Genomic DNA, 14,895 nt, shown 5'->3' on the forward strand with positions numbered 1-14,895 from the left:
CATGGCGTTTGGGCAACCCCCCGCCATTTTCACATGCCCGCCATTTCACATGCTTGTCACGCCGGCCTTGTAACGAGCACTCATGCTCAAGCTGAAGATGCGCGAAAGACCGTTTCCCGAGCTTTCCTATGCCAGTCCGCATCAGCCGGCATTGACGCGCTGGTTCATCCATTCCATCGAAGGCCTGTCCGGCCGTGATCGTTTCGCGGCGCTCTATGATTTTTGGCGCCGCCATGTGGTGCCGACCGACGAGCGCGTGTTCAGCCGCATCCTGGAACTGATCGACGTCCGGGTCCGGACCGCCGGCCAATGGCCGCCGGCAAACCTGCCCGGCACGCCGTTGGTGATCGTCGCCAATCATCCGTTCGGCATCGGCGATGGCATTGCGGTGCTCTCGCTGGCCGAGCAGCTTCAGCGCCCGTTCCGTGTCATGATCCACAAGGATCTGCTCAAGATCCGCGAGATGGGGCCCTATTCGCTGCCGATCGACTTTTCCGAGACCAAGGACGCGCTGAAGAACAATATGGCGGTGCGCCATGAGGCGGTGCGGTTGCTGAAGGAGGGCGTAATCATCGTCGTCTTCCCTGCGGGCGGCGTCGCCACCGCGCCGAAAGGTTTTGGCCGGGCGCGCGATCTGCCATGGAAAATGTTTCCGGCCCGTCTCGTCCAAGATGCCAAGGCATCGGTTATCCCAATGCACTTTTCCGGTCAGAACGGCCGGCTGTTCCACCTGGTCAGCGGACCGATGAATATGGCTGAGCGTGACGGGCGCGTGGCGAAGTTCGTCGGCAGGGCTTCGCTGACGCTACGTACTTCGCTGCTCATCCACGAATTCGCGCGGCTGTCCGGCAAGTCAATCGACGTGCGCGTCGGCGACGTGCTGGGATGGGACGAACTGGAGCCGCTGCGCGACCGCAAGGCTTTGCTCGACCGCCTCCATCGTGGCGTTTTCGATCTGGCGCCCACCGAATCGCGCGGCCGCGGCCAGTTCCTGCCGCGACGCATGCGCAAGGCGGCCTGATCGGCAAACCATGCGGCGGACCCTAAACTTGGACGGCAGTGTCCGGGCCGTTCAGTCTGCGCCTTCTTGGGGATCGATCGCCGAGGCTTCCGTGGCGAGAACTTCGATTTCCTGGTTCTGCCCGGCCACGACCGTAAAATCCTTCTGGTAGATGCGGTCGCGGTTCTTGGCGATGATGGTGTAGTCGCCCTCTGCAAGCACCATCGAAGCAAAGGCGCCGACGGTTTCCTTGATGGGATCGCCGGATTCGTTGAGCAACGACCAGGAGGTGTCGGCAATCGCCTCTCCACCCGGCTCGCGTACTAGCTTCATGGTCATCTCCGCCGCACGATGCTCGACGGCCGCTTCGGTCAGCTTGCCGGCCTCGACGCGGATGTCGGAGCGGATGACCGCATTCACCGAGCCATAGGTCGAGACGACGTGGTAGACGCCCGCGTTCAGCCGCACGACGCTGTTCGGCTCGACGTCGGGTATGATCAGGGCGCGATCGTGATTGGCTTCGGCCTGGCCCTCATAGATCGAAAAGCGCAATTTCTTCGGCGGTATGCGCACCCCGCCCGACAGCACGGCATCGAGCTTGAGTCCGCCGGCATCGAGCACGAGGCTTTCGCGCTTGGCGTCTTTGCCGACGGTGATGCGCTTGGTGGCGCCGGCCCGGCCATAGGAGGCATGAACCAGATAGCTGCCGGGCTCGAGCTGGAATACCGCGCTGCCGCCATGGGCGGAAGCGACCATCGGCAGCTTGCCGTCGCCGGTGGGCTCAGGCTTGAAGACGCGCCAGACGATGCCGCGCGTGATGTCGGCGCCCTTGTCGGTCAATTGCGCCGACAGTGTGATCGCCCCACTGCTCCCCAATGCCAGCGATGTCTCGCTTTTCGGAGGTGCATAGCTCGAAATTCCGGGAAGCTTCAGATCGCCGAGGCCGTCCACATCCTGCGCGACGGCAAGCGAAACCGGCACCATCAACAGTGCGGCAGCGAGCCAGATCAGGAAAAGACGGAATGTCCCCTCAAACATGCCTTGCGTTGAAGCCCAAGGCGGTGGCAATTTCAAGGCTTAAGAGTCCGATCAGCTTCTGCTAGAGAACTCTTTGTCCGGCGCGCCGCGCCAATGCCCGAGCCGCCCGATGTCCCGATGGTGCGCTTCAGCTCAAATTCCACCAGGAGACTAGCGCCCATGGCGTCGCCGATCATCGACTTTCTGCTGACCCGAAATTCCGCACCGATCCCGGAATTGAAGGAACCTGCGCCCAGCGACGCTGACATCTCGACGATGATTGCCGCTGCCTCGCGGGTGCCGGACCACGGCCGCCTCGAGCCTTGGCGCTTCATCCTCTACCGGGGCGAGGCACGCGTCGAGATCGGCAAGAAGCTGGCAGCACTTGCCGAACAGCGCGAAGGGCCGCTGCCGGAAGGCCGCCGCAACCAGGAACTGGCGCGTTTTTCACGCGCGCCGCTGGTGATCGGCGTGGTGTCGAGCCCGAAGGACAACCCAAAAATCCCGCAATGGGAAATGTTCCTGTCCGGCGGCATGGCGGCGATGAACCTCATGATATCAGCTAATGCGCTGGGCTATGGCACCAACATGATCAGCAATTGGTATTCCGATGTGCCGGAGGGCAGGGCGATCCTAGGGCTGGCGCCGCACGAGCGCGTCGTCGGCTTCGTCCATGTCGGCTCCTATCAAGGGCCGGCGCCGGAGCGGCCGCGGCCTGATCCGGCAAAACTCTATGCCGATTATGCCGGGCCTTGGGTCGGCTGAATGTTTTACGAGCCGTCAAAAGGTCACGGGCTGCCGCATGACCCGTCCAAGGCGATCGTGGCGCCACGGCCGATCGGCTGGATCTCGACGGTGAACAAGGCCGGCAAGCTCAACCTCGCTCCTTATTCCTTCTTCAATGCTTTTTCGACGCGACCCTTCATCGTCTGGTTTTCGTCCGAAGGCGAGAAGGACAGCGCCACCTTCGCCGAAGAGACAGGCGAGTTCGTCGCCAATCTCGTCAGCCGTGATCTCGCGGAAAAAATGGTCCGCACGGCGGTCGATGCGCCGCGCGGCGTCAGCGAATTCGACTATGCCGATCTCGCCATGGCGCCGTCGCGTCTTGTTGCGCCGCCCCGCGTGGCGGCGGCGCCGGCGGCGCTTGAATGCCGGGTGACGGAGATCCTGCGGCCAAAGGCGCTGGATGGAACGGCGACGAGCGCCGTCATCGTTGCCGGCGAAGTCGTCGGCGTGCATATCGACGACGCATTCCTGAACGACGGCATTTTCGATATCGTCAAGGCGGGCAATGTCGGCCGCCTCGGCTACATGGACTATGCCAGCGTCAGCGAGATATTCCCGATGCGCCGGCCTCGCTGGGGAAAAGATTAGGGCTGGGGAAAGACTAAACGGAGATTCCCGCCGCCTTGGCGCGTGCCAGAAGCCGCTCGGCCAGCTTGAGATGCGGCCGGTCGTACATCTTGCCGTCGATGCCGACCACGCCGGGATTTCCAGCCGCTTCGAATGCGGCAATGATCGCCATGGAGTGTTTCACCGCCTCGGTCGACGGCGTGAAGGCGGCGTTGATGACCGGCACCTGTGTCGGATGGATCGCCATCTTGCCGGTAAAGCCGTCGCGCTCTGCCTTGGCGCATTCCGCCTCGAAGGCCGCCATGTCGCGAAAACTGGGAAAAATCGTGTCGATCGCCGCGACTTCCGCAGCACTTGCGGCGAGGATGGTCATGGTGCGGGCGAAACGGAACACATCGGTGTAGCGGCCGTTCTCGTCGCGCGCCGTGCGTGCACCGATCGCGGCCGATAGATCTTCCGCGCCCCAGGTGACGCCGACGAGCCGCTCACTGGCCTTTGCGTAGGTCGCAGCCGCCAGCACGCCGGCGGCTGTTTCGGTAATGATTGGCAGGATTTTTATTGCACCATCGGGCAGCCCGCCTTCGGCCTCGTGCACCCTGAGTTTTGCCGACAGATGCTGGACATCCTGTCCGCTATTCGACTTCGGCAGCATGATGCCGTCGGGTTTCGCTGGCACGAGTGCCGCCAGATCGTCATCGGTCAAGCCAGTCGAGAGGTCGTTGACCCGCACATAGATCGCCGATCTGGTTCGATGCCTGTGTTCGGTGATGAAGCGTGCTGCGGTGTCGCGTCCTAAGGCCTTGTTTTGTGACGCGACCGAATCCTCGAGATCGACGATGACCACGTCGGCGCCGGCGCCAAACGCCTTTTCCAGCTTCTTTTCGGAATCGCCGGGAACGAAGAGCAACGAACGCATCGGTCAGGCCGCTTTTTTCATCATCATCGCCTGCCTTGTGCATTTGGCGACGAGCACATCGTTCTGGTTGTAGGCGCGGTGCTCGAACTCGACGATGCCACGGTCCTGCTTCGACTTGGAGTCGCGCACCGACACCACCGTGGTCTCGACGCGGATGGTGTCGCCGTGGAACACCGGATGCGGAAACACCGTCTCCTTCATACCGAGATTGGCGATGGTGGTGCCGACGGTGATGTCGTTCACCGAAATCCCGATCATCAGGCCGAGCGTGAACAGCGAATTGACCAGCGGCTTGCCCCATTCGCTCTTAGCAGCGAAGTCGAAATCGATGTGCAGCGGCTGCGGATTCAGCGTCATTACCGAAAACAGCATATTGTCGCTTTCGGTAACGGTTTTACGCAGCGTGTGCCGGAAGACATGGCCGACGACGAACTCTTCCAGATAAAGCCCGGCCATGGTCGATCTCCTTCGTTCTTCAAGGGTTGATAGGCGCTGCATACCGCGCTCGCAAGCCAGTTAACAAACATGGTGAACCGTTCGTAAACCATTTCTGCCTACGGTCTTCCCTGGGGCGGGAACGGACTCGGGCCAGGGGCGTAGCGGACGGCATGGTTGTTTCGCATTTCCTGAAATGGATCTACACGGCAAGGGTCTCGGAGCGCGCTGCGGCAGCAAGTGCTCTGGCCCGCGCCTACATCAATGCCGATCTGCCTTTCGAGGACCGCTGCGCGGCGGAGGCCGCGCTGACCCTGCTGCTCGACGATGCCTCGTCCAAAGTGCGGCTGGCGATTGCGGAAGCGCTGTCGATGAGCCATCACGCGCCGCTGCAGATCATCAGCGCGCTGGCGTCCGATCAGCCGGAGGTCGCGAGCCTGGTGCTGGCGCGTTCGCCGCTTCTTACCGACGCCGACCTGATCGACCGCATCGCCGGCGGCCGGAAGGCGACGCAGAAACTGATCGCGGATCGTCCGCGCGTGTCCATGGCGGTCGCCGCGGCGATTGCCGAAATCGGCGAGCCGGAAGCCTGCGCCACGCTGCTCGCCAACAGTGGCGCCGACATCGCTTCGCTCAGCTTCCGCCGTATCGCGCAACGCCATGGCCATCTGCCTTTGGTACGCGAGGCGCTGATATCGGATGCGCGGCTGCCTGCCGACTGCCGGCATGTGCTCCTGGTCAAACTCGGAGAAACCCTAAAAGGATCTCCGCTTGTCGTGGCTCTTATGGGCGCAGCCAGGGCCGAGCGCGTCATGCGCGACGCCTGCGTCAAGGCTTCCGTGACGCTGATCGAAGGCACGCGCCAGGAAGAACATGCGGCGCTCATCGAGCATCTGCGCCTGCGCGGCGACCTGACCGCAAGCTTCATCATTCGCACCATCGCGCATGGCAAGGTCGATTTCTTCGGTTCGGCGCTGGTCGCGCTCAGCCAGCAATCCGAACAACGGGTGAGGGCGCTTCTGGCCGGCGGGCACGACGTGGCGCTGCAGGCGCTGTTCCGCAGTGCCGGCCTTGCCGCGATCACGCACGCGATCATTCTGCGTGCGCTGAAGATCTGGCGCGAGGTTGCCAATGGCAAGCGCCTCGCCGGCGTCCAGGAAGTCAGTTGGCTGATGCTGAAGGAACTCGGCGGGCAGTCCGCCGAAGGCGATCTCGCCGGACTGGTCAAATCGATCCATCTCGATGCGCTGCGCGAAAATGCGCGCGGCCATGCGCTGGCGATAGCGGCGGCTTAGACCCTATCCTTCGCAAAAAAATCCGGGAAATCCTCGATCGCCGCGGCAATGATGCGGAGCGAGGCCGCAATCTGCAGCATCTCGGCCGTGTCGCTTCGCTCGGCGATGCCAGCCGCATATTGCCGCGCGACAGTGATGGTCGCCGTTTGCGGCTCGTCGGGTCGCCGGAAAAGCAGTTCGCGCGCCAGTCCTCGCAGGAAATTAGTGATCGAAAGCGCGGGTTCGGCGGGAATCGCTGAACTTTGCTGCGCATTGCGCAGCCGCAGGATCTCGATGCCAACCGTGACTGCGGCTATGCTGCCGCCGAGAACGGCGTCGCCTTTGCTGCCGGTGCGCTGCATGAGCGGCATCAACTGGTTGACCCGGTCGTAGGCGAGGCTTTCGAAGGCCTCGCGTCTCGGCACGCGCTCATGCAGGCAGAGGCGCGCCAGATCTTCCCGCATGGCTCGCACGATACGGCCGACGGTGACCCACGGATCGGCGGGCAGTACCGTGAGGAAGACGCCGATCGCCAGAAGAATGCCGACCAAGATCGATGCCGAACCGGCGAAAAACGGTCCGGGGTCGTAGGTCATGGCCTGATGTGGGCTGAGGAAGGCAAGGAAATTGATGGCGAAGGCGGTTGCCACGCCGACATAGCGCGGATTGGCCATCGCCAGCGCCGCGGGAACCAGGATCGGCACGACGAAGAGCGTGAACCAGCCGAAGCCGGGCAGAGCGGGGAGCGCGACCTGACCGACGAGAAATGCGAAGGGCAGGGCCAGCAACGTCCCCTTGAAGAAGCCCCAAGCCGATTGCACGGGATCGGGGCGCGCGGCAAACAGGCTGGAGACGACGGCGACAAGGATGACCGTGCCCGCCGCTTCGGACCATTTTGTCGTCAGCCAGAAAGCGGCGACCAGCAGTGTCGCAAGTGCCGCGCGCACGGCGTTTCGCCACGCCGCATGGTAGTCGCGGTGCACGACCAGCGCCGGCTGCCTGCGTTCACGCGTAAGGCGCGGGGCCGGCGCTCGTAAGGCGTCCAGGCCGCGCAGCACTTGCTTCAGGGCCTCCGCGAAATCGGCGGCGATGGTGAGGCGGGTGACTGCGCCTGCCCTGTCATCGCCTTTTGCGGCGGGCAGGTCGGGCATCCGCCGTGCTTCGGCAACGATCGCGTCGAGCCGCGCTATCCAGGGTGCTGTGTCGTCCAGCGCACCCGGTTTTTCTGCCAATTCGCCGACGAAAACCTTCAGCTCGGTGCGCACGGGTATGAGGACTGCGTTTTTCGGCGCGGCATGGGCATACAGCGCGCGCGCCGCCGACAGCGCCGACAAAAGCTGGCCGATAGTGCGGCGGACCGGATAGGCGCGCGTCGCGAAGCTCGGCGCTTCCAGCCTCGCATAGGCGCGCATTTCACCCAGCGTCTGGGCGTCTGCGACCAGCTTTCGGTGCAGGTTGGCAAGGGTTGCCGCATCGCTGTCGGAGAACGCGCCGCCAGCATAGACGGCAAGGTCGAGGATGCAGCGCTTCAGCCTGCCGATGATGGCGTCAGCCGCCAGTTTCGGCAGGATCAGCCGGCTGGTCAGTGCGGCGCAGACGATGCCAAGCACGATCTCCGCACAGCGCGCCACCGCGAGATCAACGACGAGATGCGGCTGGCCGAACGCCGGTAGGCCGATGATCATCGCGGTGTAGCCGGCAAGCGCAGCGCCATAGGCTTCCGGGTTGCGCAGCAGCGACGAGACGAGGGTACAAAGGCCGATCCAGACGGCAAGCACCGTGACGAGCAGCCAGAGGTTGGTGCCAAAGACCGTGGTGGTGCCGATCGCCGCCAGCGCGCCGGCCAGTGTGCCGAGCAGCCGGTAAAAACCTTTCGCCAGCACCATGCCGGCGACCGGCTGGGCAACGATGAACACCGTCATCATCGCCCATTGCGGGTGGTCGAGCTTGAGCGCGTAGGCGGCGAGAAGTGCGATCAGCCCGGCCGAAACCGTGCGCAGAGCGAAAATCCAATCCGAGTGCGTCGGTCGCGTGACGCCGGCGAACCTCGCGGCAAGATCGCTGCGCAGCCGGTCCCAGGTCACACGCTCATCTCCGCATTCGACGCGAGCGAGTTAGCTCAGATGTCCAGCACTTCCGTCTCGGCGAACTCCGCGCGTTCCTGGATGAAGCGGAAGCGGGCTTCCGGCTTGGTGCCCATCAGCGCGTCGACCGCATCCTTGGTCGCGGCCTCGGCGTCGATCACATCGACCCTGAGCAGCGTGCGCTTCCTCGGGTCCATGGTGGTTTCCTTGAGCTGGGCGGCCATCATTTCGCCCAGCCCCTTGAAGCGGCCGATCTCGACCTTGCCGCGCCCGGTGAATTCGGTGCGCAGAAGTTCCTCCTTGTGCGCATCGTCGCGGGCATAGGCGACCTTGCCGCCTTGCCGGATCGAGTAGAGCGGCGGCACCGCCAGATAGAGATGGCCGCCGTGGACCAAGCTCGGCATCTCCTGATAGAAGAAGGTGATCAGCAGCGAAGCGATGTGGGCGCCGTCGACGTCGGCGTCGGTCATGATGATGACCCGGTCGTAGCGCAGGTCCGCGTCGCGATACTTCGAGCGCGTGCCACAGCCAAGCGCCTGGATCAGGTCGGAAATCTGCTGGTTGCCGGCCAGCTTGTCGTTGCCGGCGCTGGCGACATTGAGGATCTTGCCGCGCAGCGGCAGCACCGCCTGGCTGGCGCGGTCGCGTGCCTGTTTTGCCGAGCCGCCGGCCGAATCGCCCTCGACGATGAAGAGCTCGGCGCCGGCAGCGGCATTCTGCGTGCAGTCGGCGAGCTTGCCGGGCAGGCGCAGCTTGCGCACCGCGCTCTTGCGCGAGACTTCCTTTTCCTGCCGGCGGCGCACCCGTTCGTCGGCACGCGCGATCACCCATTCGAGCAGTTTTGAGGCTTCCTGCGGGTTGTCGGCTAGCCAGTGATCGAAGGGGTCTCGGATGGCGGTCTCGACGATCCTGATCGCCTCGATCGTCGCCAGCCTGTCCTTGGTCTGGCCGACGAATTCCGGCTCGCGGATGAACACCGACAGCATGCCCGCCGCCGAGATCATGACGTCTTCCGAGGTGACGATCGAAGCGCGCTTGTTGCCAACCAGATCGGCATAGGCACGCAGACCGCGCGTCAAGACGTTACGGAAGCCGGCCTCGTGCGTGCCGCCTTCGCCGGTCGGAATGGTGTTGCAGTAGGAATTGAGGAATCCATCGCCGCCGAACCAGGTCACCGCCCATTCGAGCGAGCCGTGGCCGCCTTGCCTGTCGCTCTTGCCGGCGAAGATTTCGCGGGTGACCTGGAATTCGTCGCCGAGCGACGCTTTTAGATAGTCCTTTAGGCCACCGGGAAAATGGAACTCGGCCTTGGCCGGCGTCGTGTCCTTCTCCTTGATCAGCGAGGGGTCGCAGGTCCAGCGGATCTCGACGCCGCCGAACAGATAGGCCTTCGAGCGCGTCATGCGGTAGAGCCGCGCCGGCTCGAAGGCCGCACCCTTGCCGAAGATCTGCTCGTCGGGATGGAAGCGGATCTTGGTGCCGCGGCGGTTATGCACTTCTCCGAGCTGCTCGAGACCGGTCACCGGAACGCCGCGTGAAAAACGCTGGCGATAGAGCTGGCGGCCGCGTGCGACCTCGACCTCGAGATGGTCCGACAGCGCGTTGACGACGGAGACGCCGACGCCGTGCAGGCCGCCTGAGGTCTCGTAGACCTTCGAGTCGAACTTGCCGCCCGAATGCAGCGTCGTCATGATGACTTCGAGCGCCGGCTTCTTGAATTTCGGATGCGGATCGACCGGAATGCCGCGGCCATTGTCGGTCACGGCCAGATATCCGTCGGCTGAAAGCTCGACATCGATGAAAGTCGCGTGGCCGGCTACCGCCTCGTCCATCGAATTGTCGATGACCTCGGCGAACAGATGGTGCATCGCCTTGTCGTCGGTGCCGCCGATATACATGCCGGGCCGCCGCCGCACCGGCTCCAGCCCTTCGAGAACCTCGATGTCGGCGGCACTGTAGCTCTCGCTGCCGTCGCGGGATGCCGGGCGCTTCGCCGCCTGCACCAGCGGGTCGGCCGGGCGCGCGGTGGCGCGAACCGGTTGCGGCTGCTTGTCCATAGTGCCGAAAAGATCGTTATTGTCGTCCATGCTGGTCCTGGATTCCGATGCTGCGAATCACCACCCGATACTGCCACGCTTTTTGCGGGCAGGCGACGGAGGTTCCTGTTACGTTCGAGGATTGAGCCTCTTACCGCAAAACCATTCGACAACCAAGCGGCGGAAATGGGTCGAGCGCATCGACGCTTTGTAAACCTTTTCCGAAGGTTGCATCGGAAGGTTGGCTGAAAACGGTATCCGCGGACTGCCGCCTCCCTAGAATGCAGCGGAACTCTCAAGAGGCTGTCGCTTACGCATGTTGGATTACAGTTCGCTCCTGCTCGCGGCGGCGCTGTCGGGCATGTGCCTCAGCATCACCATGTTTGCGATATGGTTCGCCGCGCCGCAGGCCCGCTTCGTCCTGACGGTGGCTTGCGGCATTCTCGTGCTCGTCGCGCATGTGGTCTTGTTCTGGCATTATGCCAGGCATCCCAGCCCCTGGCTTTGCCAGATTGTGCTTGCGCTTCTCAGCCTGGGCTTTCTGATCATCTGCCTGTCGGCCATGCAGTATCTCGGCGTGCGCGACTACAGGCGCGCCATCCTGCCGACCTTGGCTGCGATGGCTGTTTGCGCAGGCGCGACGTATTTCGGCCTCGACGGTGTCGGTTTCATCGTCACCTACGCGACGGTAACGGCGCTGCTCTCGCTTATCGGGGTGATGTTCTGGATCAAGGGCGGTGGTCACGATCGCCGGATTCTGCTGGTCGTTTCGTTCCTGAGCGGCATCTGTGCGCTATCCTTCGTACTTTGCGGCGCGGTCCTGCTGGTCAAGGGCCAATGGATGCTCGGCGTTGCGCCCGACAATTGGGCCGAACGGTTGAACTCCGTCGTGGCGGTCGCCTGCATGACCGGGCTCGGGGCACTGACGCTCTCCCTGCACCATTTACAGGCGCAGATCGAATTGAAGGCCGAGACCATGACCGACCCATTGACCGGGCTGATGAACCGGCGGGCGTTGACGGCATTCTACGGCGAGCGGGTCTTCGGTCCGTTCATGTCCGTGGCCATGTTCGACCTCGACCACTTCAAGAGAACCAACGATGTATTCGGTCATCCGGTCGGCGATCAGGTTCTGCGCCGCTTCGCCGCTGTCATCAGGAAATACGCCAGGACCGGCGTCGACGCCTTCCGGCTGGGCGGCGAGGAATTCGTGCTGGTCATGTCGCGGATGACGGAAGAGAAAGCTTACGACATTGCGAGCAAGATCAGCGTCGCCTTCGGCGCGGAAGTCGTAGCCACCCAGCTTGGTCCGTTGCGCAGCACGGTCAGCGGCGGCATCGGCTTCGGCGGGACCGGCGGCACCAGTCTCGACGATGTGTTGGCGGAAGCCGACGCCGCACTCTATGCGGCAAAGCGCGCCGGGCGAAATCGCGTCATCTCCCACAACAAGGCGAGCAAGGCCGACGCGCCGGCCTTGCGTTCTGCCTGATTGAGGCTTCTATCTTCTTGTTAGACCATGATCTTGTCCGAAGACCGGATTCCACTTTTTGCTGCGCTGACCTTCGGTTCGGGATGGTCTACTCCGCCGCGCCCAGATATTCCGACAGCGGCGGGCAGGAGCAGACGAGGTTGCGGTCGCCGGCGACATTGTCGATGCGCGACACCGGTGGCCAGTATTTGGCTGATGTGTCGGCATCGCCGGCCGGATAGGCCGCCTCCAGGCGCGAATAGGGATGGGTCCACTGGCCGGCCAGCGCCTCGGCGGCGGTATGCGGCGCATTGACCAGCGGATTGTCGGCCAAGGGCCATTCGCCTTTCGCCACCTTGGCCGCCTCGCCCGATATCGCGATCATCGCGTCGCAGAAGCGATCGAGCTCGCTCTTGGGCTCGGACTCGGTCGGCTCGACCATCAGTGTTCCGGCCACCGGAAACGACATGGTCGGCGCATGGAAACCATAGTCGATCAGCCGCTTGGCGATGTCGTCGACGCTGATGCCGGCCCTGTCCTTGAGCACGCGGGTGTCGAGGATGCATTCATGCGCGACACGGCCGTGGCGGCCCTTGTAGAGCACCGGGAAATGCGCTTCGAGCCGCGTCGCCACATAGTTGGCGGAAATGATCGCCGTCTCGGTCGCCTGCTTCAGGCCGGAAGCACCCATCATGCGGATGTACATCCAGGTGATCGGCAGGATCGACGCGCTGCCGAACGGTGCGGCCGACACGGCATGGCCCGAGCCTTCGGTGACGTGGCCGGGCAGATACGGTTTTAGATGCGCCTTGACGCCGATCGGGCCGACGCCGGGGCCGCCGCCGCCATGCGGGATGCAGAAGGTCTTGTGCAGGTTCATGTGGCAGACATCGGCGCCGATGTCGCCCGGCCGGGCGAGGCCGACCAGCGCGTTGAGATTGGCGCCGTCGAAATAGACCTGGCCGCCATGCTGATGGATAAGGGCGCAGAGGTCGCGCGCGCCTTCCTCGAAGACGCCATGCGTCGAGGGATAGGTGAACATCAGCGCCGCGAGGTTTTGGGCATGCTCGGCCGCCTTGGCCTTCAGATCGTCGACGTCGATGTTGCCGTCCTCGGTGCAGCGCACGACGACGACGCTCATGCCGGCCATTGCCGCACTCGCCGGATTGGTGCCATGCGCGGATGACGGGATGAGGCAGACCGTGCGGTGGCCTTCGCCGCGTGAGCGGTGATAGCCGCGAATGGCGAGCAGCCCGGCATATTCGCCCTGGCTGCCAGCATTGGGCTGCAGGGTCACCGCGTCGAAGCCGGTGATCTCGGCCAGCCAGCCTTCCAGCTCGTCGATCATGGCGCGGTAGCCGGCCGAATGGCCTGCCGGAGCGAAGGGATGCAAATTGGCGATGCTTGGCCAACTTACCGGCATCATCTCGGCGGCGGCATTGAGCTTCATGGTGCAGGAGCCGAGCGGGATCATGGCGCGGTCGAGCGCCAGGTCCTTGTCGGCCAGCCGGCGCAGGAAGCGCATCATTTCGGTTTCCGAACGGTTGTCGTGGAAGACGGGCTGCGTGAGAAACTCCTTGCCGCGCGGTCGTCCGGGCATGGTGCTGCTGGCAGCAGCGCCCGCCTTGGCGCCAAACAGCGCCGCGATCGCGTCCAGATCGGCGTCGGTCGAGGTCTCATCGAAGCTGATGCCGATGTGGTCGGCGTCGATGACACGCAGCAGCCGGCCGGTCTTTTCAGCAGCGGCGGCGATGGCGCCGGCTCTGCCTTTCACTTCCACCGTCACCGTGTCGAAGCGGCTCGCGCCAACGACTGAAACGCCTGATGCCCTAAGGCCGGCTGCCAAGCGGTTGGCCAATGCATGGATTCGGCCGGCAATCGCCTGCAGGCCGGCAGGGCCATGCCAGATCGCATAGGCCGTCGCCATGTTGGCGAGCAGCGCCTGCGCCGTGCAGATGTTGGAGGTCGCCTTGTCGCGACGGATATGCTGTTCGCGCGTCTGCAAGGCGAGACGATAGCCGGCGCGGCCTTTGCTGTCGGTCGACTGGCCGACGAGGCGGCCGGGCATCAGCCGCGTCAGCCTGTCGGAGACGGCGCAATAAGCGGCGTGCGGCCCACCAAAGCCCATCGGCACGCCGAAGCGCTGCATTGGGCCGACAGCGATGTCGGCGCCAAGCCTAGCCGGCGCGTCGGTCAGCGTCAGCCCGAGCGGATCGGCAATGAAGACGACCAGCGCGCCGGTGGCGCGGGCTTTTTCGATTGCTGCCTTATGGTCGCCATAGACGCCAAACGTATCAGGCCAGGAGACCAGCAGAGCGGCGGTGTTGTCGTCGATCGTGTCGCCGTCGACCTCGATGCCGAGCGGTTCGGCACGGGTGCGCACGACGTCTAGCGTCTGTGGATGCGGCGTGCCGGCAAGCGCCACCTTGGTCCGCTTGTCGCGGTGATGGCGCAACGCAATGCCGACCGCCTCGGCCACCGCCGTCGCTTCGTCGAGCAGCGAGGCCGACGCTACCGGCAGGCCGGTCAGCTCAGTGACCAGCGTCTGGAAATTGAACAGCATTTCGAGCCGGCCCTGGCTGATCTCGGCTTGGTAGGGCGTGTAGGCCGTATACCAGGCCGGGTTCTCGAACAGATTGCGCTGGATGACCGGCGGCACGTGCACGCCGTGGTAGCCGGCGCCGATGAAGCTCTTCAGCACCGTGTTTTTTGCCATTGTCGCTGAAAGCTCGGCCAGCGCCTCCGCTTCGCTCGCCGGTGCGGGCAAGGCCAGCGGCCGGTCGAGCCGGATCGATTTCGGCACAGCCTGGCTGATCAGGGTCTCGACTGAGGGAACGCCGATCGTCGCCAACATGGCTCTGACATCATTGAGGCCGGGGCCGATATGGCGGGCCGAGAAGGGGTAAGATGCTGCAGTCATCTTCTTGATCCTGCTATCAACCAATATGGGCTTTGTAGGCGGCCTCATCCAGGAGGCCTTCGAGCTGGCTTTCATCGGCCAGCTTCATCTTCCACAGCCAGCCGTCGCTGGTCGCCGCGGAATTTACCAGGGACGGATCAGACGAGAGCGAGGTGTTTGCTTCGGTGATCTCGCCGTCGACCGGTGCATAGACGTCCGATGCTGCCTTGACGGATTCGACCACGACGGCGGTATCGCCCTTGGCCAGCTTTTTCCCAAGCTCCGGCAATTCGACGAAGACGAGATCGCCGAGTTGCTCCTGTGCGTAGTCGGTGATGCCGACGGTGGCGACACCGCCTTCGACGCGCAGCCATTCGTGATCTTCGGTGAAATAGGTTTTTGCCATGAGAAGG

Annotated in this window: 12 protein-coding genes; 5 read left to right on the forward strand and 7 right to left on the reverse strand. The window is 63.8% G+C overall.

What is annotated here, in order from left to right; genetic code table 11:
• The first annotated feature begins 82 nt into the window (after positions 1-82).
• Complete coding sequence (locus EOB36_RS23720) at positions 83-1,021, forward strand: GNAT family N-acetyltransferase (RefSeq protein WP_128285852.1); 939 nt, start codon at positions 83-85, stop codon at positions 1,019-1,021.
• 51 nt (positions 1,022-1,072) lie between these two features.
• On the opposite strand, the gene EOB36_RS23725 is transcribed toward EOB36_RS23720, so the two are convergent.
• A complete protein-coding gene (locus tag EOB36_RS23725; protein ID WP_127294828.1) occupies positions 1,073-2,038 on the reverse strand; it encodes a hypothetical protein in 966 nt (321 codons plus the stop codon).
• A gap of 159 nt (positions 2,039-2,197) precedes the next feature.
• Between EOB36_RS23725 and EOB36_RS23730 the strand changes: the two genes are divergently transcribed.
• A complete protein-coding gene (locus EOB36_RS23730) occupies positions 2,198-2,782 on the forward strand; it encodes a nitroreductase (protein ID WP_128285853.1) in 585 nt (194 codons plus the stop codon).
• On the forward strand, positions 2,783-3,391 hold the full coding sequence (locus tag EOB36_RS23735) for a flavin reductase family protein (RefSeq protein ID WP_127294824.1): 609 nt from the start codon (positions 2,783-2,785) through the stop codon (positions 3,389-3,391).
• 13 nt (positions 3,392-3,404) lie between these two features.
• On the opposite strand, the gene EOB36_RS23740 is transcribed toward EOB36_RS23735, so the two are convergent.
• The gene (locus tag EOB36_RS23740; RefSeq protein WP_128242732.1) at positions 3,405-4,286 is read right to left on the reverse strand and encodes a CoA ester lyase; all 882 of its coding nucleotides are present in this window, start codon (positions 4,284-4,286) and stop codon (positions 3,405-3,407) included.
• Positions 4,287-4,289: 3 nt separating this feature from the next.
• Entirely contained in the window at positions 4,290-4,742 is a 453-nt protein-coding gene (locus tag EOB36_RS23745; protein WP_095485396.1) for a MaoC family dehydratase, read from the reverse strand.
• Between the two features lie 152 nt (positions 4,743-4,894).
• Between EOB36_RS23745 and EOB36_RS23750 the strand changes: the two genes are divergently transcribed.
• Positions 4,895-6,016: a DUF2336 domain-containing protein gene (locus EOB36_RS23750; protein WP_128285854.1), complete on the forward strand. Its 1,122-nt coding sequence runs from the start codon at positions 4,895-4,897 to the stop codon at positions 6,014-6,016.
• Here the strand turns inward: EOB36_RS23750 and EOB36_RS23755 are convergent.
• Together EOB36_RS23755 and parE are read right to left on the reverse strand one after the other, a co-directional pair.
• Positions 6,013-8,079 carry an FUSC family protein gene (locus tag EOB36_RS23755; RefSeq protein ID WP_128285855.1) on the reverse strand — a complete coding sequence of 689 codons (2,067 nt, stop codon included), beginning with the start codon at positions 8,077-8,079 and terminating at the stop codon, positions 6,013-6,015. The two genes, EOB36_RS23750 and EOB36_RS23755, sit on opposite strands and share 4 nt — an antisense overlap.
• Positions 8,080-8,114: 35 nt before the next feature.
• Complete coding sequence (gene parE, locus EOB36_RS23760) at positions 8,115-10,166, reverse strand: DNA topoisomerase IV subunit B (protein ID WP_128285856.1); 2,052 nt, start codon at positions 10,164-10,166, stop codon at positions 8,115-8,117.
• 265 nt (positions 10,167-10,431) lie between these two features.
• On the opposite strand from parE, the gene EOB36_RS23765 reads away from it, so the two are divergent.
• Positions 10,432-11,604, forward strand: a complete 1,173-nt coding sequence (locus EOB36_RS23765; protein WP_095485392.1) for a GGDEF domain-containing protein — start codon at positions 10,432-10,434, stop codon at positions 11,602-11,604.
• Between the two features lie 88 nt (positions 11,605-11,692).
• On the opposite strand, the gene gcvP is transcribed toward EOB36_RS23765, so the two are convergent.
• On the reverse strand, positions 11,693-14,503 hold the full coding sequence (gcvP, locus tag EOB36_RS23770; protein ID WP_128285857.1) for an aminomethyl-transferring glycine dehydrogenase: 2,811 nt from the start codon (positions 14,501-14,503) through the stop codon (positions 11,693-11,695).
• A gap of 16 nt (positions 14,504-14,519) precedes the next feature.
• A complete protein-coding gene (gene gcvH / locus EOB36_RS23775; protein ID WP_095485586.1) occupies positions 14,520-14,888 on the reverse strand; it encodes a glycine cleavage system protein GcvH in 369 nt (122 codons plus the stop codon).
• Positions 14,889-14,895 lie beyond the last annotated feature (7 nt).

The organism is Mesorhizobium sp. M6A.T.Cr.TU.017.01.1.1 (genome assembly GCF_004023115.1).
Lineage (GTDB): Bacteria > Pseudomonadota > Alphaproteobacteria > Rhizobiales > Rhizobiaceae > Mesorhizobium > Mesorhizobium mediterraneum.